Source organism: Halospeciosus flavus (genome assembly GCF_029814175.1).
Taxonomy (GTDB): Archaea; Halobacteriota; Halobacteria; order Halobacteriales; family Halobacteriaceae; genus Halospeciosus; species Halospeciosus flavus.
In genome coordinates this window covers 1683160-1703116 of sequence record NZ_CP122312.1, presented here as the reverse complement: position 1 = coordinate 1703116, position 19957 = coordinate 1683160, and the positions used below count along the sequence as shown (strand labels likewise).

21 protein-coding genes are annotated in these 19957 nt (G+C 67.5%); 14 read left to right on the top strand and 7 right to left on the bottom strand.

What is annotated here, in order from left to right; all coding sequences use genetic code 11:
• Positions 1-35 precede the first annotated feature (35 nt).
• From P0Y33_RS08885 to phoU, 5 genes are read left to right on the top strand one after another with little or no spacing between them, the layout of a single operon-like run.
• Positions 36-1130: a PstS family phosphate ABC transporter substrate-binding protein gene (locus P0Y33_RS08885; protein WP_279527055.1), complete on the top strand. Its 1095-nt coding sequence runs from the start codon at positions 36-38 to the stop codon at positions 1128-1130.
• Positions 1131-1182: 52 nt separating this feature from the next.
• Positions 1183-2250 carry a phosphate ABC transporter permease subunit PstC gene (gene pstC / locus P0Y33_RS08880; protein ID WP_279527054.1) on the top strand — a complete coding sequence of 356 codons (1068 nt, stop codon included), beginning with the start codon at positions 1183-1185 and terminating at the stop codon, positions 2248-2250.
• Positions 2247-3869, top strand: coding sequence for a phosphate ABC transporter permease PstA (gene pstA, locus P0Y33_RS08875; protein WP_279527053.1), 1623 nt, complete (start codon positions 2247-2249; stop codon positions 3867-3869). Before pstC ends, pstA begins: the two co-directional genes overlap by 4 nt.
• A 3-nt stretch (positions 3870-3872) precedes the next feature.
• Positions 3873-4796 (top strand): phosphate ABC transporter ATP-binding protein PstB, encoded by a 924-nt coding sequence (gene pstB, locus P0Y33_RS08870; protein ID WP_279527052.1) that lies wholly within the window; start codon positions 3873-3875, stop codon positions 4794-4796.
• Positions 4797-4851: 55 nt separating this feature from the next.
• A complete protein-coding gene (gene phoU, locus P0Y33_RS08865; protein ID WP_279527051.1) occupies positions 4852-5532 on the top strand; it encodes a phosphate signaling complex protein PhoU in 681 nt (226 codons plus the stop codon).
• 117 nt (positions 5533-5649) lie between these two features.
• On the opposite strand, the gene P0Y33_RS08860 is transcribed toward phoU, so the two are convergent.
• The 3 genes from P0Y33_RS08860 to P0Y33_RS08850 all read right to left on the bottom strand — a co-directional run bounded on the left by P0Y33_RS08860 (position 5650) and on the right by P0Y33_RS08850 (position 7320).
• A complete protein-coding gene (locus tag P0Y33_RS08860; protein ID WP_279527050.1) occupies positions 5650-6381 on the bottom strand; it encodes a methyltransferase domain-containing protein in 732 nt (243 codons plus the stop codon).
• Complete coding sequence (locus P0Y33_RS08855) at positions 6378-6782, bottom strand: nascent polypeptide-associated complex protein (RefSeq protein ID WP_279527049.1); 405 nt, start codon at positions 6780-6782, stop codon at positions 6378-6380. The genes P0Y33_RS08860 and P0Y33_RS08855 overlap by 4 nt, the downstream gene beginning before the upstream one ends.
• A 61-nt stretch (positions 6783-6843) precedes the next feature.
• Complete coding sequence (locus P0Y33_RS08850) at positions 6844-7320, bottom strand: PUA domain-containing protein (RefSeq protein WP_279527048.1); 477 nt, start codon at positions 7318-7320, stop codon at positions 6844-6846.
• Positions 7321-7434: 114 nt separating this feature from the next.
• On the opposite strand from P0Y33_RS08850, the gene P0Y33_RS08845 reads away from it, so the two are divergent.
• The gene (locus P0Y33_RS08845) at positions 7435-7614 is read left to right on the top strand and encodes a hypothetical protein (RefSeq protein WP_279527047.1); all 180 of its coding nucleotides are present in this window, start codon (positions 7435-7437) and stop codon (positions 7612-7614) included.
• A gap of 145 nt (positions 7615-7759) precedes the next feature.
• Here P0Y33_RS08845 and P0Y33_RS08840 read toward each other — a convergent pair whose 3' ends face one another.
• From P0Y33_RS08840 to P0Y33_RS08830, 3 genes are all read right to left on the bottom strand, one after another.
• The gene (locus tag P0Y33_RS08840) at positions 7760-8257 is read right to left on the bottom strand and encodes a LabA-like NYN domain-containing protein (protein WP_279527046.1); all 498 of its coding nucleotides are present in this window, start codon (positions 8255-8257) and stop codon (positions 7760-7762) included.
• A gap of 45 nt (positions 8258-8302) precedes the next feature.
• Positions 8303-8761, bottom strand: coding sequence for a hypothetical protein (locus P0Y33_RS08835; RefSeq protein WP_279527045.1), 459 nt, complete (start codon positions 8759-8761; stop codon positions 8303-8305).
• A gap of 90 nt (positions 8762-8851) precedes the next feature.
• Positions 8852-9805, bottom strand: coding sequence for a metallophosphoesterase family protein (locus P0Y33_RS08830; protein WP_279530100.1), 954 nt, complete (start codon positions 9803-9805; stop codon positions 8852-8854).
• Between P0Y33_RS08830 and dapA the strand changes: the two genes are divergently transcribed.
• The 6 genes from dapA to P0Y33_RS08800 are packed head-to-tail and all read left to right on the top strand — an operon-like array spanning position 9804 to position 15553.
• Complete coding sequence (gene dapA, locus P0Y33_RS08825; RefSeq protein ID WP_279527044.1) at positions 9804-10694, top strand: 4-hydroxy-tetrahydrodipicolinate synthase; 891 nt, start codon at positions 9804-9806, stop codon at positions 10692-10694. The genes P0Y33_RS08830 and dapA overlap by 2 nt on opposite strands.
• Positions 10691-11464 carry a 4-hydroxy-tetrahydrodipicolinate reductase gene (dapB, locus tag P0Y33_RS08820; RefSeq protein ID WP_279527043.1) on the top strand — a complete coding sequence of 258 codons (774 nt, stop codon included), beginning with the start codon at positions 10691-10693 and terminating at the stop codon, positions 11462-11464. Before dapA ends, dapB begins: the two co-directional genes overlap by 4 nt.
• A complete protein-coding gene (locus P0Y33_RS08815; RefSeq protein WP_279527042.1) occupies positions 11461-12294 on the top strand; it encodes a 2,3,4,5-tetrahydropyridine-2,6-dicarboxylate N-succinyltransferase in 834 nt (277 codons plus the stop codon). The genes dapB and P0Y33_RS08815 overlap by 4 nt, the downstream gene beginning before the upstream one ends.
• Before the next feature lie 44 nt (positions 12295-12338).
• Positions 12339-13586, top strand: coding sequence for a diaminopimelate decarboxylase (gene lysA / locus P0Y33_RS08810; protein WP_279527041.1), 1248 nt, complete (start codon positions 12339-12341; stop codon positions 13584-13586).
• Complete coding sequence (gene dapF, locus P0Y33_RS08805) at positions 13583-14419, top strand: diaminopimelate epimerase (protein WP_279527040.1); 837 nt, start codon at positions 13583-13585, stop codon at positions 14417-14419. Before lysA ends, dapF begins: the two co-directional genes overlap by 4 nt.
• A gap of 27 nt (positions 14420-14446) precedes the next feature.
• The gene (locus P0Y33_RS08800) at positions 14447-15553 is read left to right on the top strand and encodes a M20/M25/M40 family metallo-hydrolase (RefSeq protein ID WP_279527039.1); all 1107 of its coding nucleotides are present in this window, start codon (positions 14447-14449) and stop codon (positions 15551-15553) included.
• Positions 15554-15591: 38 nt separating this feature from the next.
• Here P0Y33_RS08800 and purB read toward each other — a convergent pair whose 3' ends face one another.
• Positions 15592-16965, bottom strand: a complete 1374-nt coding sequence (gene purB, locus P0Y33_RS08795; protein ID WP_279527038.1) for an adenylosuccinate lyase — start codon at positions 16963-16965, stop codon at positions 15592-15594.
• 168 nt (positions 16966-17133) lie between these two features.
• Between purB and purH the strand changes: the two genes are divergently transcribed.
• Both purH and P0Y33_RS08785 read left to right on the top strand, forming a co-directional pair.
• On the top strand, positions 17134-18714 hold the full coding sequence (gene purH, locus P0Y33_RS08790; RefSeq protein WP_279527037.1) for a bifunctional phosphoribosylaminoimidazolecarboxamide formyltransferase/IMP cyclohydrolase: 1581 nt from the start codon (positions 17134-17136) through the stop codon (positions 18712-18714).
• Between the two features lie 132 nt (positions 18715-18846).
• Positions 18847-19938 carry a TrmB family transcriptional regulator gene (locus tag P0Y33_RS08785; protein ID WP_279527036.1) on the top strand — a complete coding sequence of 364 codons (1092 nt, stop codon included), beginning with the start codon at positions 18847-18849 and terminating at the stop codon, positions 19936-19938.
• Positions 19939-19957: the final 19 nt, after the last annotated feature.

Sequence of the window (19957 nt, the reverse complement as noted above, 5' to 3'; positions counted from 1 at the left end):
AGGGTATTTATTTAGAAATGGCTTTGGGTCAAGTGATGACCGACAAGCCGGTTTCTCGGCGCACGGTCCTGGCAGGTGGGGCCGGTCTCGCGGCATCGTTCGCCGGTTGTATCAGCACCAGTAAGACGCCGCCCGGGAGCGGCGGCGCCGACACCAGCGGCGGCGGCGGTGGTGGCGGCGGGGGGACGACCGACTTGCTGAAGGCGGGTGGGTCGTCGACGGTGTACCCCATCGCGAACACTGCGGCGTCGTACTGGAACTCGAACCCACCGGCCTCCGACGAGGAGTACTGGGGCCCGAGCCAGTACGGTATCGACACGCAGAAAGCACTCGCCGACTACTGGGCGGGACTCTACGGCTTCGAGTCTGGCGACGGCGGTACCGCGCCGTACAACGTCACCGTCGGCCTGAGCCACTCCGGGACGGGGATGGAGAAACTCCTGAAGGGGCAGGTCGACATCGGCAACTCCAGTGCACCGGTCTCCGCGGAGATGCCGGACCTCTCCGAGGAAGAACTCTCGAAGTACACCGACCACGTCGTCGGCGTCGACGCCCAGCCAATCGTCGTCAGTCAGGAGGTCTACAACGCGGGCGTCACCGGGATCACCGCAGAAACCCTGAAGGCGATCTACAAGGGCGACATCACCGACTGGAAGGACGTCCCCGGCTACGAGGGCGAGTCGAAGTCCATCCAGGTCGTCGGTCGTGCGGAGGGGTCCGGGACGGACACCGCGTTCCGCCTGAACCTCTACGGGAACGCGAACGAGCCGATTCCGGGCGTCGACCTCCGGAAGGGACAGAACCAGCAGGTGAAGACCGTCGTCGCCAACTCGACGAACGCCATCGCGTACATGGCGCTGGCCTTCGTCACCGAGCAGACGCCCGCCATCTCGCTCACCTTCGACGGGAAGAAGTTCGTCCCCGGGAAGAACCTCGCCGACAAGGACTACCCGCTCTCGCGTGACCTCCACATGTACACCTACGAGGGCACTTCGAAGCAGGAGGCGGCCTACCTCCGGATGATCATCAGCGACTTCGGCCAGGAGAACTTCGTGAAGACCTCCGGCTACGCGGCGCTGACGGACGAGCGACAGAAAAACCAACTCTCGAAGCTCCCGAGCACACAGTGATGACTGGAGCGTATCGACAGAAAGACAATCGGCCCCGGAGAGGTCGACAACGATGAGCGCCACCGACGGCCTCCCGTTCGGTCGCTTCGAGCAGTTCGACGCGGGGACGAAGCGCATCGGCGTCGCCAGCGCGGTGACCATCCTGGCGACGGTCGCCGCCTTCCTCGTCCTCCCCGCGGTGACTATCTACCCCCTCCTGGGCTTCCTCGCCGTCATCGCGTACGGGTGGGTCGTCTACCAGGAGGCGACGGCGAAGGTCGTGATGGCGCTGATGACCGTCTCGACGGTCGTGATTCTCGGACTCATCACGGTCTACCTCCTCGTCCAGTCGTTCCCCGTCTTCCGACTGATGGGGCTCGACCTGCTGACACACGTCGGCGAGACGATGTGGTCGCCGAGTCGGGAACTCTTCTCGCTCGTCCCGATGATGTGGGGGACGTTCCTGACGACCATCCTCGCCATGTGTATCGCGGGCCCGCTCGGTATCTCGGGTGCGCTGTTCGTCAGCGAAATCGCACCACGGTGGGCGCGCGAAGTCATCAAGCCCGCCATCGAGGTACTCGCCGGCATTCCCTCTATCGTCTACGGTTTCCTCGGTTTCGTCATCGTGAACGACTACATGATGCGTGAACTCTCGCTCCCGACCTACGGGAGTCTCTTCGGCGCGGGACTCGTCATCGGACTGATGGCGCTCCCGACCGTCGTCTCCGTCGCCGAGGACGCCCTCGACGCCGTCCCGGACGACATGAAAGACGGCTCCATCGCCCTCGGGGCGACCGGGTGGCAGACCATCACCAGCGTCACCCTCCCCGCGGCCTTCTCGGGCGTCTCGGCCGCCGTCATCCTCGGCGTCGGTCGCGCCGTCGGCGAGACCATGGCCGTGACGGTCATGCTCGCGCACACGCAAACACTACCCGACCCACTCTACGACGTGTTCGGGCCGAAGGGTCAGGAGACGCTCACCAGCCTCATCGCGAGCCAGTACGGCATCGCCTCGGGCTATCACATGAACGCACTGTTCGCGGCGGGCGTCGTCCTGTTCGTGACGGTCCTCGCGCTCAGCCTCGGTTCGCTGTACGTCGAGGCGCGCATGCGCCAGAAACTCGGAGGTGAAGCATGAGCACGGACACCGACAGCCAGAACCAACTCGTCAAACGGGGGAACTCCACACTCGACCAGGCGGCCATCGTCCTCTCCGGCGGGTCGCTCCTCGCGGTCGTCGCGGGACTGCTCGCCATCTTCCAGGTGCTCCGCATGCAGTCGGTTTACGCCGGACTCCCCCTCTACCAGTGGATCGGTGGTCTCCTGACGGCCGTCGGACTCGGTCTCTTCGTCGTGGGCGGCTTCTCCCGTGCGGGCATGCTCCGCTCGGAACCCGACCGGACCGCCGGTCTCGTCCCGACCGTGACCTTCGGGCTCGTCGGCTTCGTCGTCGGCGGACTCCTCGCCGCACAGACCCTCGGTCTCTCGACGCTCTGGCCGCTCGGCGGACTGGTGGTCGCCCTCGGCGCGGCCGCCGTCACGGTCTACCCGCGCGGCGACCTCGGCACGACGCTGCCGGCCGGTGCACTCACACTCCTGACCGGTCTCGTCGTCGTCACCGGCGTCATCGCTCCCGGATGGGCGTGGACGCCGATTCAGACGTCCGCGACGTTCCGCGGCGACATCGTCGTCGCCGTGCTCGCCATCGTCGTCGGCTTCCTGACCGCGTGGATGGCTGCCCGCGCCTACAGCGGGTTCGGCACCCGCGGGAAGGAGGCGGGCGCGTACCTCCTCATCTCCGCGAGCGCCGCCGCGATGCTCGCCCTCCTCCTCGTGCTCGTCGGCTACGTCGTGAGCAAGGGGTGGGGGCCGGCGACCAAGGGTATCCAGTGGGGTCTCTTCTGGGCCAACTGGACGTACTTCTACGTCCCGCCCATCGACCGCTACCTGATAATCGACGGGCCGGTACTCTGGTTCCACTGGCCGTTCGTGATGAACGGCTACGCGCTGATGAACGACGTCAACGGCATCATGCCGGCCATCGTCGGCACGGTGTGGCTCGTCGTCGGCGCGATCCTGTTCGCCGTTCCGCTGGGCGTCGGCGCGGCCGTCTTCCTCACGGAGTACGCCGAGCAGAGCCGCTTCACCCAACTCGTCGAGGTGTCGACCAACGGACTCTGGTCGACGCCGAGTATCGTCTACGGCCTGTTCGGTTGGGCGTTCCTCGTCCCCCGGCTCGGTAACAGCCAGTCCATCCTCGCCGGGCAACTGGTCCTCGGGTTCATGCTCCTCCCGCTGGTCATCATCACCAGCCGCGAGGCGCTGAAGAGCGTCCCCGACGCCTACCGGGACGCGAGCGCTGCACTCGGCGTCGGCCAGTGGGAGACCATCAAGAGCGTCGTCCTCCCGGCGGCGATGCCCGGCGTCATCACCGGCATCATCCTCGGCGTCGGCCGAATCGCCGGTGAGACGGCACCGATCCTGCTGGTGTCCGCGGGTGCGCCGTTCCCGCGTGACGCCCCCAACGTCCTCGCGTCGTTCCAGTTCACGACGTCGCCTCCGTTCGTGACCAACGACGCGCTCCTGCAGGCGACGAGCGCGCTCCCCTACCAACTGTACGCCATCATCACGGCCGGGGTCGGCGAGAACATCGGGTTCGCGTGGGGGACGGCATTCGTCCTGCTCCTCGTCGTCCTGTCGTTCTACGCCATCGGTATCGTCTCGAGAATCTACTTCCGGAAGAAACTGGAGGCCTAGTCAATGAGTGAAACACACAGCACCCCCGAACCGACCGAGGAGGAATCGCCCGGGACGACCACGTCGACGCCGACTACGGCCGGCGAGACGGAAGAAGAGGTCCAAGAGTCGTGGGTCGACTACGACTTCGACGGTCCCACGAAGTTCTCCGTCGAGGACCTCAACGTCTACTACGGTGAAGACCACGCCATCCAGAACATCTCGATGGACATCCCGGAGAACTCCGTGACGGCCCTCATCGGCCCCTCCGGTTGTGGGAAGTCGACGTTCCTCCGGTGTCTCAACCGGATGAACGACCGCATCAAGGCCGCCTCCGTCGAGGGGTCGGTCGAACTCGACGGCCAGGAGATCTACCAGGAGGGTATCGACCTCGTGGAACTCCGCAAGCGGGTCGGCCAGGTGTTCCAGTCGCCGAACCCGTTCCCGAAGTCCATCCGCGACAACGTCGCCTACGGACCCCGCAAGCACGGAGACATTCAGTCGGGTCTCCTCGCACGGCTCCTCGGTGACGACTCCGGCGAGGAAGAAGACGAGATCGTCGAACGCGCGCTCCGGAAGGCCGCACTCTGGGACGAGGTGCACGACCGCCTCGAGGACAACGCGCTCGGCCTCTCCGGCGGCCAACAGCAGCGACTCTGCATCGCCCGCGCGCTCGCCGTCGACCCCGAGGTCATCCTGATGGACGAACCGGCCTCGGCGCTCGACCCCATCGCGACCTCGAAGATCGAGGACCTCGTCGACGAACTCTCCGAGGACTACACCGTCGTCATCGTCACCCACAACATGCAGCAGGCGGCCCGCATCTCCGACCAGACGGCCGTCTTCCTCACGGGTGGCGAACTCGTCGAGTACGGCGACACCGAACAGATCTTCGAGAACCCGCAGAGCCAGCGCGTCGAAGACTACATCACCGGCAAGTTCGGGTAGTCGGACGAGCCCGAACCGTTATACGCAGTCCCCAATCATACATCTGACACCAACTATGGCACGCGAATCCTACCAAGAACAACTCGACTCGATGCAGGAGGACGTCCTCTACATGTCCGAGGTCGTCATCGACCGTCTCCGGATGGCGCTCGAAGCGATGGAGACGAAAGACGAGGAGCTCGCCCAGCGGGTCATCGAGGGCGACGACGAGATCAACGACCTCTACCTCGACCTCGAACAGGACTGTATCGACCTGCTGGCCCTCCAACAGCCAGTCGCGGGCGACCTCCGCCTCATCGCCTCCTCGTTCAAGATCATCACCGACCTCGAACGCATCGGGGACCTCGCGACCAACCTCGGCGAGCACACCCTCGACGCCGACCGCGACATGTTCCCCGAGGTCGACATCAACGCCATCGGTGACCTGACCGTCGAGATGGTCGAGGACGCGATGGAGGCCTACGAGCACGAGGACGTCGACCGCTGTTACGAAATCGCCGCGCGCGACGACGACCTCGACGAACTCTGTGCCGACGCCTCGCGCGCCGTGGTCCGCGACCTCATCGAGACGGAACTCGGCGAGGAAGCCACCGAGGAGGAAGTCGAGGACCTCATGCAGGACGTCTCCCGGATGCTCCTCACCGTCCGCGACCTCGAACGCGTCGGCGACCACGCGGTCAACATCTCCGCGCGGACGCTCTACATGGTCGAGAAGGACGACGAACTCATCTACTGAGCCACTTTTTCGCGACGTTCGAGGCTTTCTTATCGGGGTCCACCGGCCGAGCCACCACGAATCGCTCACCTGTCGCTGGCGAGTGTCGAACGACGAGAAGAAGGGCGAGAACGGGAGTTACTCCGTCCGCGCGAACGTGAGGTAGCCCGTGTGGCCGATACCCTTCGTGGTCGGTCGGCTCCCACGCTCGTCGAAGTCCATCCGGCGCTGGATGGTTTCGAGAGTCTCGACTTCTACGAGACCGGCCTCGCGGGCCGTCTCGGCGGCGGCGCGGGCGTTCTCCACGAACGGGGAGTACACCGAGACGTACCCGCCCGAGGCGAGCAGTTCCGGCGCGCGTTCGACGACTTCGGGTGCGTCCTCGGTGTCGAGTGTGAGGACGTCGAAGGGACCCTCCTCGACGACGTCGTCGAGGTGCTCAGTCAGGTCGCCCGCCCGGACGTCGACGTTCTCGGCGACGCCGGCGAGGTCCATGTTCTCGCGGGCCACTTCGGCGAACTCGGGTTTTATCTCGTAGGTCGTGACGTCCGCACCCATCCGGCCGAGGTAGGCCGAGAGCACGCCCGTCCCGGTGCCGGCGTCGAGGACGCGGTCCTCGGCGCAGACGCCCGTATTGCCGACGACGATGCCGATGTCCTTCGGGACCATCGGCGCGCCCGTCCGCTCCATGTGGTCGAAGAGGTCCGGCCCGCGGAGTTCGCGGACGCGGAACTCTTCGTCGAGGTGCGTCGTGAGCGTGTCGCCGGGTTCGGCGTCGTCGGGGACGTCGAGGACCCCCAGGTCCGTGTGGAGTTCCTCGCCGCGCTCGACGAGGAACTCGCGGTCACCGCGGACGACGAGGAGCGTCACTCGAGTTTCTCGACGGCGGCAGCGAGGTCGCCACCCGTCTCTTCGAGGGCCGCACGCGCCTCGTCCTCGCTCGCGCCGGTGCGCTGGGCGACGATCTCGATGTCGCTGGCCGGGATCTCACCCGCACCGCCTTCCTCGGCCTCGGTTTCGGCTTCGGCTTCGGCCTCGCCCGCACCCGTGCCGGCGGTGGACTCCCGCTCTTCGGGGTTGCCGATAATCTGGTAGGTCTGTTGCCCGCGGGCGTCCATGCGGGTGACGTCGGCGTCGTCGAAGACGAGTTCCTCGCCATCACCGGTGCGGATGACGACTTCCTCGGCGTCGATCTCCTCGACGTCGATACCCATCTGCTTCATCATCTGTTTCATCTTCCTGGGGTTCATACCCCCGCCTCCTCCAAACATACGTAGACGGACGGACTGCGACAGGAAAAAGGGTGGGTTTGTAGTCAGCGTTCGATTTCGCTCAGTCCGCGCCTTCCCGAACCAGCACCGCCATCCCGGTGTCGAAGTCCCGCATCGCCGCGGCGTCGAGTTCGGCCCGTCCGACCGCGAGCACGTCGCCGTCTTCGTGGACGACCGCCACCTCGTCAGAGGGGCGAATCTGGGGGTCGACTGCCGCCACGAACTTCGCGAAGACGTTCTTGCCCTCGCGGACGAAGGGTTCGCTCTCGTCGCCGACGACGACCCGACCGCCGGGCGCGTCGAGGGCGTCGACGATGCGTTCGCCACCGGCGAGGCCGAGCGTGAACCGGCCGTCGGTCCCCAGCGAGACGAGGCGCCGACGCTCGTCGCCCGCGACGGTGGCGACCTGTCGGGGGCGTCCGGTCTTCGAGCGGTCGACCTCGTACTCGTCGTCGTCCGGGAACAACGCCGCGCCGACGCCCGCACCGAACTGGTAGTCGGCGAGCGTCCGGAGTTCGGGGAGTCCGGCCTCGTGCATCCTGTCTCGAAACGGGGGTCGCCGGAGGTATAGCAGTTCTGGAACGCGCGTCCATCCCGGGGGACCCGACAGCGGACAGGTGGGCTTATGTGGGTAGCCACGCAACGCACTCGCATGAACACGAAGGCTGCACTCGGCATCGTGCTCCTCGTCGTCTTCGGTGCCCTCCTACTGTGGACGACGATGGGCGACACCGTGAACACGCTCTCGCTGGGTCTCGCCGCCGTCGCCGCGGTCGGTCTCTCCATCGGGACGCTCCTCGTCGGCGTCTCCGAGGAAGGCCGGACGGTCTAGAGACGCCCGCGCCCCCACTCCCACCCTACCGGACGGACTACCGGCGGGACGGTCTGCACAGCACGACGACTTTCCTTCAGTCTGTTTCGGCGTCGCTACTCCGGAGTACTGCGGACTGGACTGGTGACGTCTCGCGTTGAGACCGCTACAGCAGGAACGTATCCTCTCGTTCGGAGAGGTCGACGAAGGCGTCGGCGGCCTCGACGAGTTCCTCTGAGGTCGAGGACTCGAAGCCCATCGCTTCGGTCCGGACGCCCTCGTGGCGGAGGTGGGTACAGAGTCGCGAGAAGTCGCCGTCGCCGGTGCAGAGGACGACGGTGTCGACCTTCTCCGCGAGCGAGACGGCGTCGAGGCTCATCCCGACGTCCCAGTCGGCCTTCTTCGACCCGTCGCCGAACGTCTTGATGTCCTTGATCTTCGTCTCGAAGCCGATGTCGACCAGAGCTTCGAAGAACGACTCCTCTTGTGGGGACTCGGCCCGGACGACGTAGGCGATGGCCCGGACGAGTTGGCGGTCCTGGACGGCCTTCGAGAGGAGCGAGCCGTAGTCGATGTTGCGGGAGTAGAGACTCTGGGCGGAGTGATAGAGGTTCTGCGCGTCGGCGAGAACCGCGACGCGCTGGGCGTCGTGAATGTCGACCATCGTTCCGGTAGTGGACGGGCGCGCGTAAAGAGTCTGTGACCGGTCTCAGAGGAGTGCGTGGATCTCCTCGGGGACTGCGACCGTGACGTCGCCGTCGACGACGTCGGCGAGGTTGTGGGCGTCGAAGCGTGCGCTCTCTTCGTCGGGAACGACGAGGACGCGATCGGCCCCAGTCTCACGGAGGCCTTCGAGTCGGGAGACGACGACGTCGCGATCAGCCAGCGTGTCGTGGTCCGCGACCGTGACGACGAGTTCGGTCCCCTCGCTCTCGACGGCGAGGTCGGGTCGGGTCACGGCGTCGTAGGCGTTGGCCGGCGTGTCCTCGACGAGGTCGCGGCTCAGGTCGGCGTAGAGCGTGGCGTCGTGGCCGACGGTCTCGACGACCGTCTCGAACGTTCGCTCGATGAGCGCGGCGTCGTCGTTGACGTCGCCGCGGAGTCGGTCGATTGCGTCCCCTGCGGGGCCGAGGGCGTCTGTCAGAGTGGAGGGCTGTCGGGCGGTCATCGTGTACAATACTTGCCGCCCCACATACATAAATCCACTTGCAGAATTTTGAAAATAAGTACACATTCCGCAGTCGGAGGCGACTTCGTCTCAGGCGTCTGGCGTCTCGTAGCGCGCTAATTCGAGTGTTTCGGGTTCGAGGTCGTAGTAGGACTCCCAGACGGGACCGAGCGTGACGACGCGAGTCGGGCCGAAGGTACTCTCGGTGTGTTCGTGGTGGTGGCCGACCAGGCAGAGGTCGGGTTCGAGTGCCTCCAGAATCTCGTCGACGTACTTGCAGCCGACGTCGTAGTCTTCGACGACCGGCGTCCCGTGTGGCGCCTCGTGGGTGAGGAAGACGTCGACGTCCTCCAGTTCCTTCGCGGCCTCGACGTCCTCGCGGACGAAGTGTCGTCGTCGGTCTCCTTCGAGTTCGTCGCGGGACTTCTCGAACTGCGTCGGGGCGTAGTTCCCCGACAATCCACCGACGCGGATTCCCTGGAGGTCGACCGCGTCGCTGGCGAGGAGGGTCGCGTTCTCGACGTCCGACGAACTGACCCGGCCGTGACGGAGGGCCTCGACGACGTCGAAGTCCTCGTTGTTACCCGCGATGAAGTAGGTCTGGACCGGGAGGTCGTAGTAGTAGAGGTCACCGACCTGCAACGCGACGTCGGCGTCGGCGGCGCGATAGGCGGCGAAGAGGGCCTGTCGCCGGTCCGATTCGTTCGCGTGGGCGTCTCCCAGGACGAGCATCTGTGCGGGACGTCGCGGCGGTCGACTATAAAGGTCGTTCAAAGGTCGATCACTCTCGGACGGGGATGGCAGGGATTGCGCCCGGCGAAAGAGGTTTACCGGTGCCCGTGCAGAGTGTCGAGTACATGCACGGCGCTCACACGCGGACGGGAGACGGGACGGTGAGCGTCGGCACTGTCTTCTCAGCGACCGGGAAACCCGACGGTAAACGCGCGTAACCACCGGTCCTTCGCGGGCGTAGCGACCCCGTGTCGGGCTACTTCCGGCGGCGCGCCGACACCGAAAACCACCCACACACCCGACGACACACATGGAACCCAACGAACTCACGACCGGCGTCTTCCCGGCCATCACGACCCCCTTCGACGAGGAGTACAGTATCGACCACGAGCAGCTCGCCGCCGACGCCCAGCGTCTCGAAGACGCGGGTGTCGACGGTATCGTCCCCGCCGGCAGCACCGGCGAGTCGGCGACTATCTCCCACGACGAACACGTCGACGTCATCGAGACGGTGGTCGAGGCGGTCGACGTCCCCGTCATCGCGGGGTCCGGGAGCAATTCCACCCGCGAAGCGCTCGCGCTCTCGAAGCGCGCCGCCGCGGCCGGCGCCGACGGACTGCTGCTCATCTCGCCGTACTACAACAACCCCGAACCCGCGGGGATGGAGAACCACTACCGGCAGATCGCCGACGCGGTCGACCTCCCGCAGATCGTCTACAACGTCCCGGGCCGGACGGGACGGAACATCGCCGTCGAGACGGCCGCGAACCTCGCCGAACACGAGAACATCGTGGGGTACAAGGCCGCCAGCGGCGACATCAACCGCATCAGCGAAGTCGTCGAGCGCACGCGTGACGAGGACTTCTGGGTGGTCTCCGGCGACGACGGGATGACCCTCCCGGTCCTCTCGGTCGGCGGGACGGGCGTCATCAGCGTCTCCGCGAACGTCGAACCGGAGCGGATGAGCGACCTCGTCTGGAGCGCCCTCGACGGCGACTACGAGCACGCACGCGAGGTCCACCACGAACTCGGCCCGCTGTTCCGCGTCCTCTTCGACGAGACGAACCCCATCCCCGTGAAGGAGGCCATGGAGATTCGCGGCTACGGTCCCGCGCGGATGCGCGACCCACTCAACCGCGGTTCCGAGGAACTCCTCGCCGACCTCGAAGCCGTCCTCGCCGACCTGGAGGGTGGTCGATGAGCCTGCGCGTCGGCGTCACCGGCGCGGAGGGACGGATGGGCCGCGAAATCCTGCAGGCGGCCGCCGACCGCGACGTCGACGTCGCGTTCGCGGTCAACCGTTCACCCGGTGACACCCGCGTCGCCGGCGTCGAGGTGGAAGACGCGGCCGACTTCGAGGAACTCGTCGGAGAGCGCGATGTCGACGTGGTCGTCGACTTCACCGGTCCCGAGTCGAGCGTCCGCTACGCCGCCGCCTGCGCCGCGACCGACGTCCCCATCGTCGTCGGGACGACAGGCTTCGACGAGGCGGACGTCTCGTCGCTCCGCGAGGCCGGCGAGGCGGTCCCGATTCTCCTGGGCGCGAACTTCTCGCGGGGCGTCCAGGCGCTCCTCGACGCCGTCGAGTCCGCCGTCGGGAACCTGCCGTCCTACGACGTGGAGGTCACCGAGACCCACCACAACCAGAAGCGCGACGCGCCAAGCGGGACGGCGAAGGTAATTCTCGACCGGATCGTCGAGACCCGAGACGACGAAGAGACGGAGTACGTCCACGGCCGCGAGGGCGACCAGCCACGCGAGGCGGGCGAGATCGGCGTCCACGCCCGCCGGGCCGGGGACGTGACCGGCGAGCACGAGGTCCTGCTCGCGGGCAACCACGAAGTACTGGAACTCACCCACCGCGCGGGCGACCGCGGCGTCTTCGCCGCCGGTGCGCTCGACGCGGCGGCGTGGGCAGCGAACGCGGACGCCGGTTTCTACCGGTTCGAAGAGGTAGCTTCCGAACTATGAGCATCGAAGACGACGTACGAGACCTGCAGCAGCGCTACGAGAACGACGACGTCGACGCCGACTCCGTGACCGCCTCGGAGTTGGGCGTCCTCGACGGTTTCCTCGAAGCCCTCGAAGCGGGGGAAGTCCGCGCCGCCGAGAAGCGGGGCGGCGAGTGGGAGGCCGTCGAGTGGGTGAAGCAGGGTATCCTGCTCAACTTCGCCCTCCGCGAGACCGAAGCGCGAACCTACGGCGACGTCACCTACCACGACGTCCTCCCGCTCCGCGAGACGGCCGACCTCGGCGAGCGTGGCACCCGCAACACGCCCGACGGGACGGTCATCCGCCGCGGGGCCTACGTCGGTTCCGACGCCATCCTCATGTCGCCCGCGTTCGTCAACATCGGCGCCCACGTCGGCGACGGCACGCTCGTCGACTCCGCCGACACCGTCGGCTCCTGTGCCCAGATCGGGGACGACGTGAAACTCGGCGCGAACACGCTCATCGGCGGCGTCCTCGAACCGGTCGAGAGCGCCCCGGTCGTCGTCGAGGACGGTGTCTCCCTCGGCGCCGGTTGTCGGGTCACCTCCGGCTTCGTCGTCGGCGAGAACTCCGTCGTCGGCGAGAACACCCTCCTCACGCCGCGTATCCCGGTCTACGACCTCGTCGAGGAGGAGATTCTCTACGGCGAACTGCCGCCCGAGCGCCGCGCGTTCACCCGGTTCGTCGAGTCCAGCGTCGGCGACCACGACCTCTTCGACGGCGGCGCCTACAAGCCCGCGGTCGTCGCGACGGACCTCGAAGCCTCGACCCTCGAAGGTGCCCAGCGCGAGGAGGCCCTACGCGAGTAATTGAAGTGCCTTGAGAACCATTGACAACTACAGATCGAGTTAACATGGAGGAGAATCCGGCGATTCGGCGGCTGTCCGACTGGTCCGAGACCCGTCTCCGGGGCCTCGCCGACGAGTACGACACGCCGCTGTACGTGACCGACCTCGACCGCGTGCGCGAGAACTACGCGCGCATCCTCGACGCGTTCCCCGACGCCGAGGTGCTGTACGCGGTGAAGGCCAACGCCGGCCGCGACGTCCTCTCGGCGGTCGCGGACGCCGGCGCGGGCGCGGAGTGTGCGTCCGCCGGCGAGGTCGAGCGCGCCGTCGCCGCCGGGTTCGACCCCGAAGACGTCCACTACACGGCGGTCAACCCACCGGCAGAAGACCTGGACTACGTCGTCGACCTCGCCGAGGAGGAACCCGCCCTCACGATCACGGCGGGCGCCGCGGACACGGTCGACCGCCTCGCCGAGCGCGGATTCGACGGTCGATTCTGCCTGCGCGTCCACCCCGGCGTGGGCGCGGGCCACCACGAGGACGTCGCCACGGGCGCGGACGCGAAGTTCGGCGTCCCCGGTGACCGCGCCGCCGCGGTCGTCGAGCAGGCGCAGGACTACGGCATGGACGTCGTCGGCGTCCACGCCCACGTCGGGAGCGGCGTCTCGAACGACGACCTGGAGTCTCACCGCCGCGTGGTCGAGTACCTCGCGGAAGTCGTCTCCACGCTCCCGGTCGACCTGGAGTTCGTCGACGTCGGCGGCGGGTTCGGCGTCCCCTACCACGAGTCCGAGGAACCCCTCGACCTCGACGCCGTCGCGGACAACGTCCGGTCGGCACTGGCGGGCGTGGACGCCCAACTCGTCGTCGAACCCGGGCGCTACTTCGTCGCGGACGCGGGTGTCCTCCTCACCGAGGTCAACACGGTCAAGGCGGACCCGGCGGGCGAGACGCTCATCGCCGGCGTCGACGCCGGCATGACGACGCTGATTCGCCCGGCGCTCTACGACGCTTACCACCCAATCGCGAACGTCGCGGCCGACGCGGCCGACCGCTCGGTCGAACCGACGTCCGTGGTCGGCCCGGTCTGCGAGAGCGCCGACGTCCTCGGGGAGAACCGCGACCTGCCGCTCGTCGAGCGTGGCGACCTGCTGGCCGTGGGCAACGCGGGCGCCTACGGCATCGAGATGGCCAACCAGTACAACTCGCGACCCCGACCCGCGGCGGTCGCACTGGAGGCGGGTGACGCCTCCCTCGCCCGTCGGCGCGAGACGGTCGCCGACATCACGGACACGGAGGTCTGGCAAGCATGATTCCTTACGAAACGTACCACGGAACCGGTAACGACTTCGCGATCGTAGACGCCGAGAACCACGTCCCCGACCGGGGCGCGTTCGCCGAACAACTCTGCGCCGACATCGGCGTCGACGGCGTCCTCTTCCTCGCACTGGAAGACAAGTACTCGCCGCCGCGCGCGGTGATGACGCTGTTCCAACCCGACGGCGGCACCGCCGAGATGTGCGGCAACGGCGCGCGCTGTGCGGCCCGCTGGGTCGCAGAGCGGACCGGCAGCGACGAGGTCATGCTCGACACCCAGGCCGGCACCCGCCGCGCCCTCGTCGACGGCGAGGAGGTCACCGTCGAGATGGGCGCCGTCTCCTTCCACCCGACGCGCGTCCCACTCGCGGGCGACACCGAACTCGTCGAGGAGGTCGTCGGCGGCTACGAGGTGACGGCCGTGAACACGGGCGTCCCGCACGCCGTCGCGTTCGTCGACGACGTGGACGCGGTCGACGTCGAGGAGGTCGCGCCGGCCATCCGTCACGACGAGCGGTTCCCCGAGGGGACGAACGTCAACTTCGCCGAAGTCGACCCCGACGGCGAGGGCTTCCGGCAGCGTACCTTCGAACGCGGCGTCGAGGGCGAGACCGACTCTTGTGGTACCGGCGCCGTCGCCATCGCCGCCGTCGCCGCCCGCCAGGGCCACGTCGAACACGGCGAGTCCGTGACCGTCTCGCCGCCGGGCGGGTCACTCAGCGTGACCGTCGAGGAAGACGGCGAGGCCACGCTCACCGGGCCGACCGCCCACGAGTACGCCGACGCGACCGAGGAGACGCCCATCCGACGAATCGGCCACGGCGATTAATCAGGCCCCCGCTCGTTCTCTCACTCGATGTCGGACTTCGACCCCGTAGACTTCCTCGAACGCGCAGTCCAGACGCCGTCCCACGAGGACGTCGACGCGATGCGCGAACTGCTCGTCGACGAACTCGACGCCCACGGCGTCACCCCCGAAGTAGACGACGCTGGCAACGTCCTCGCGACGACCGGCGAGGAGGACCAGGGAGGCGACTCGCCACACTACGTCCTGAACACGCACATCGACACCGTCCCGCCCCACCTCGACTTCGACAGGGAGGACGGCGTGATTCGCGGGCGTGGCTCCTGTGACGCGAAGGGGCCGCTCGCGGCCCTGCTCGCCGGTTTCCTCGCCGTCGACCCCGACAAGGGGCGGGTCACACTCGCCGTCACGCCCGACGAGGAGACCGAGTCCCTGGGCGCCGACGCACTCGTCTGTGGGGGCGCTCTCGACGACGCCGACGTGGACGGATACGTCGTCGGCGAACCGACCGGTCTCGACCCGTGTACGGCCGCGCGCGGGCGCTTCCAGTGTACGGTTCACCTCCGCGGGTCGGGCGCGCACGCCGCCGACCCCGAGTCGGGAGTGAACGCCGTCGCCGCGCTGGAACAGACGCTCGCGGCGATCCGGACGTTCGACGAGGAACACGGGCCGAACCCACACCCGATTCTCGGCCCGCCGACGCTCACGCCCACGCAGGTCGAGGGCGGTGAGGCGAGCAACCGCATCCCCTCGGACGCCTCGCTCGTCCTCGACCGGCGGACCGTCCCGCCGGAGACCGAGCACGCCTTCTTCGAGGCGCTACCGATCTCCCTCCGCGAACAGGTGCCCGACGAGGTCGGCCTCGACGTCGAGCCGGCCGAGCGCTCGACGCCGTTCCTCGAAGCCTTCGACACCGACGACGACTCGGCGGTGGTCGAGGCACTGGTCGAGGCTGGTGCGGGCGATCCACGGGCGTTCGGGGCGGCCACCGAGGCGTCCTACTTCGCGAAGAACGCACCGACGGTCGTCTTCGGCCCCGGTGACCTCTCCGACGAAGAGGGCGCCGTCGCGCACTCCGAACGCGAGTACGTCCGCGTCGACGAAGTCGAGGACGCTGCGGACATCGTGACCGCTGCGCTCCGTCGGCTGGTCGGCTGACGGCGTGTGGAGCAGAGGAGAGCAGGGAGAAGGAGGGACTACTCGACGTCGCGGGCGAGGTCGGCGGCGACGCCCGTGTACCCCTCGGGGGTGAGGGATTTCAGTTCCTCGCGGATGGATTCCTCGACGTCGAGTTCGTCGAAGAGGGCGTAGAAGTCGTCGAGCGTGACACGCTCGCCGCGGGTGAGTTCCTTGACGCGTTCGTAGGCCTCGGTGTCGCCCTCGCGACGGAGGATGGTCTGGACGGCCTCACCGATGACCTCGGGGTTGGCCTCCAGGTCCTCGCGCATCACCTGCGCGTTGGGGACGACCTTGGCGAGACCGCTCTGGAGTTTCGAGTAGCCCAGGAGGGAGTAGGCGAACGCACTCCCGATATTTCGTTTCACGGTCGAGTCCGAAAGGTCACGCTGGAGGCGGGACTTCGTGAGGTAGTCGGCGAGGAACTCGAAGTCCGAGTTGGCCTTCGAGAGGTTCCCCTCCGAGTTCTCGAAGTCGATGGGGTTGACCTTGTGGGGCATTGTCGAACTCCCCGTCTCGGACTTGGCGGCTTCCTGCCCGAGGTAGCGGTCGCTGACGTAGCGCCACGCGTCCTTATCGAGGTCGAGGAGGACGTTGTTGGCGGCGCGGAGGGCGTCGAACGTCTCCGCGAGGTCGTCGGAGGGGTTGACCTGCGTGACCGGGTCGGCGTGGCGGAAGCCGAGTTCGTGGACGAACTCCCGGGAGAAGGCGCGCCAGTCGACGTCGGGGTAGGCGACGTGGTGGGCGGCGTAGGCCCCGGAGGCGCCGGCGAGTTTCCCCTCCAGGTCCGCGACGGCGTCCTCGATGCGGCCGAGCGCACGGCCGAGACGGGTGGCGTAGACGGCCATCTCCTTGCCGAACGTAGTGGGCGTGGCGGGTTGGCCGTGGGTGCGCGCGAGCATCGGCGTCTCGGCGTAGTCGTGGGCCAACTCGACGAGCGCGTCCCGGACCTCGCGGAGTTCGGGGACCAGGACGTCCTCGACGGCGCCCTGCACGAGCAGGCGGTAGGCGAGATTGTTCACGTCCTCGGAGGTGAGTCCGAAGTGAATCCACGGGTGGGCGCGTTCGGGCGCGCTCTCGCGGACGAAGTACTCGACGGCCTTCACGTCGTGGTTGGTGGCGTCGTAGCCGTCGTACCCCTCCGTCTCGATGCGCTTGACGAGCGCGGCGTCGTCTTCCTCGAAGGCGTCGTAGAGGTCGCGCAGGGCGACGCGCTCCTCGGGCGAGAGTTCGAGTGGCGTGGCGTCGAGGTCGGCGAGGGCGAGGAGGTACTCCACCTCGACTTCGACGCGGGCGCGGATCAGCGCCGCCTCGCTGGCGTAGTCGCGCAGCGGTTCGGTGTAGCGCGCGTAGCGGCCGTCGAGCGGCGACACCGCGAACAGCGGTTCGGGCATGGTCGAAACACCCACCGCGCGGCGCAAAAGCGTGTCGGTCCCGGAGGACACGTACGTGCATACGTTCCCGTAGTGTAGCCGGTATCTTCCACGGTTGTATACACACAACTGCATAGGTTCGCGAGAGGAACCGCAATCCCTTTGCGAGTGGCGACCCCGGAGTCGCGTATGAAGTTAGCCGGCATGGCGAGCAACCGCGGTCGGAACCTGCTACACCTCGCCGACGAGGCGCCCGGCGGCGCCGCCTTCGAGGTCGTCCTGACGAACGACGCCGACGCGTCCGTCCTGGCGGGCGCCGAGGAGCGAGACGTACCCACCGAAGTCGTCGAACGCGAGGAGGGTGAGAGTCGAGAAGCCCACGAGGAACGCGTCCTCGACGCGCTCTCCGAGTACGACGTCGACCTCGTCGTCCTCGACGGCTACATGCGCGTCCTCACGGACACGTTCCTCGACGAGGCGCCGACAACCATCAACGTCCACCCCTCGTTGCTTCCGCAGTTCCCCGGGACGAACGCCCACGAACAGGTCCTCGACGCGGGCGTCCGCGTCACCGGCTGTACCGTCCACGTCGTCACCGAAGAGGTCGACGGCGGTCCCATCGTCACGCAGGAACCGGTTCCCGTCTACGAGGACGACGACGTGGCCGACCTGAAAGAGCGGGTCCTCTACGAGGCCGAGTTCGAGGCCTACCCGCGCGCCGTGAAGTGGTTCGCCGAGGGCGCGGTCGAGGTCGACGGCGACGAGGTCCACGTCGAAGTCGACGAGGGCGGCGACTTCCCCGTCCGGCGCCTGGCCTCCGAGGACCGCTTCGACGAACTCCGCTACGGCGAGAACCCCCACCAGGACGCCGCCGTCTACCGCGACGCGACGACCGATGAGGCCAGCGTCGTCGGCGCCCCCCAGTTGAACGAGGGCGCGAAGGACCTCTCGTACAACAACTACAACGACGCCGACGCCGCCCTCGACCTCGTGAAGGAGTTCGAGGAACCCGCGGCCGCAGTCATCAAGCACACGAACCCGGCGGGGTGTGCGACGGCCGACTCGCTCGCCGACGCCTACGCGGACGCACTCTCGACCGACCCGATGAGCGCCTTCGGCGGCATCGTCGCGCTCAACCGCGAGTGTGACGCCGCCACCGCCGAGCAGATCACGGAGTCGTTCAAGGAGGTCGTCGTCGCTCCCTCCTACTCCGAGGGTGCGCTCGCGGAACTCCGCGAGAAGAAGAACCTCCGCGTCCTCGAAGTCGGCGCGTTCGGTCCCGACGAGCGCACCGAGCGCTTCACCGAGAAGAAACTCACCGGCGGGCGACTCGTCCAGGAGCGCGACCTGCAAGCGCCGACCGTCGACGACCTCGAAGTCGTCACCGAGCGCGAACCCACCGAGGAGGAACTGGAGAGTCTGCTGTTCGCCTGGCGGACGGTCAAGCACGTGAAGTCGAACGCCATCCTCTTCGCCAAGGGGACTGAAACCGTGGGCGTCGGTATGGGGCAGGTCTCCCGCGTCGATGCGGTCCGCCTCGCCGCGATGAAGGCCGACGAGCACGCCGAAGGCAAGGACGCCGAGGGCGCCGTCATGGCCTCCGACGCGTTCTTCCCGTTCCCGGACGGCGTCGAGGAGGCCGCCGAGGCCGGAATCGAGGCGGTCGTCCAGCCCGGTGGCTCCGTCAACGACGAGGACGTCGTCGAGGCCGCCGACGAACACGATATGGCGATGGTGTTCACGGGGAGTCGGGCGTTCCGTCACGACTGACGGCGTCGACGCCACCATCGGTCTCTCGCGGGACCGACTCGACGCCGCGTCACGTCGGCACTCGTACAGGAGCGTACAACAGGTGTTGGAAAACCAGAACGCGTTTCTACTCGAATCTGCTGTGAGTTACACATGGACACGGAACGACTCGTCTCGACGCTGGAGGGGGAGGGGTTCTCGCCCTACCAGGCACGGGCGTACGTCGCGCTCTTAGAGCGCGGTGAATCGTCGGCCAGCGACCTGGCCGACGCCGCGGACGTGCCGGGACCGCGCATCTACGACGTCCTCCGGGACCTCGCGGACGAGGGGTACGTCGAGACCTACGACCAGGGGAAACTCCACGCACGCATCTCGTCACCGGCGGAGGTCCTCGACGAGTTCCACACGCGCTCCGACGAACTGGAGGACGCCGCCGAAGAGGTCGAAGCGCGCTTCACCCGCCCCGGCCCGGCGGACCACGAGGCGACCATCGTCAACAACTTCGATACGGTGCTCGACCGCGCCGTCGGACTCGTGGAGGCGGCCGAACACCACGTCCAGGTCTGTCTGACGCCGGAGCAGTTCGACCGCCTCCGTGACGCACTCGCGGGCGCACACGAACGCGGCGTCTACGTCCAACTCTCGATCCACTCGCTCGACGGCGACGTGGACGTCGACAGCGTCGACGTCGAGGGGTACTGTACCGAGATGCGCGCACGGAGTCGCGGCGCACCGTTCGTCGTCATCGCCGACCACACGTCGGTCTGCTACGCGTCGAACCCCCGCCGTCCCGACGAGTACGGCGTCGTCGTCAACGACCGGAACCACGCCTACGTCTTCCTCTGGTACTTCCTCACGAACCTCTGGGAGTTCTGGGACACGGTCTACACCGACCGCGACTCGGAGTACCCTCGTACCTACCTGGAGATCCGTCGCTGCGTGCGCGACGTCGCCCCGCTCGTCGACGAAGGCGCGCGAGTCGCCGTCCGTGTCGTGGGCTACGACGTCGAGACGGGCCACCACCGCGACTTCGTCGGTGAGGTCGTCGACGTCGACTACGAGGGTCCGGAGGGCGAGAACGGACCCCGCTCGCTCCAGAGCCTCGCCGGGAAGACGAGCCTCTACGTCGAGACCGACGACGGCGACGTCGTCTCGGTCGGCGGGTTCGGTGCCATCGTCGAGGAGATCGAGGCCGACCGCGTCGTCGTCGAGGCCGTCGACGCCCCCGACGCCTCCGACGCGTAGGCCGATACAGGCCTATTCG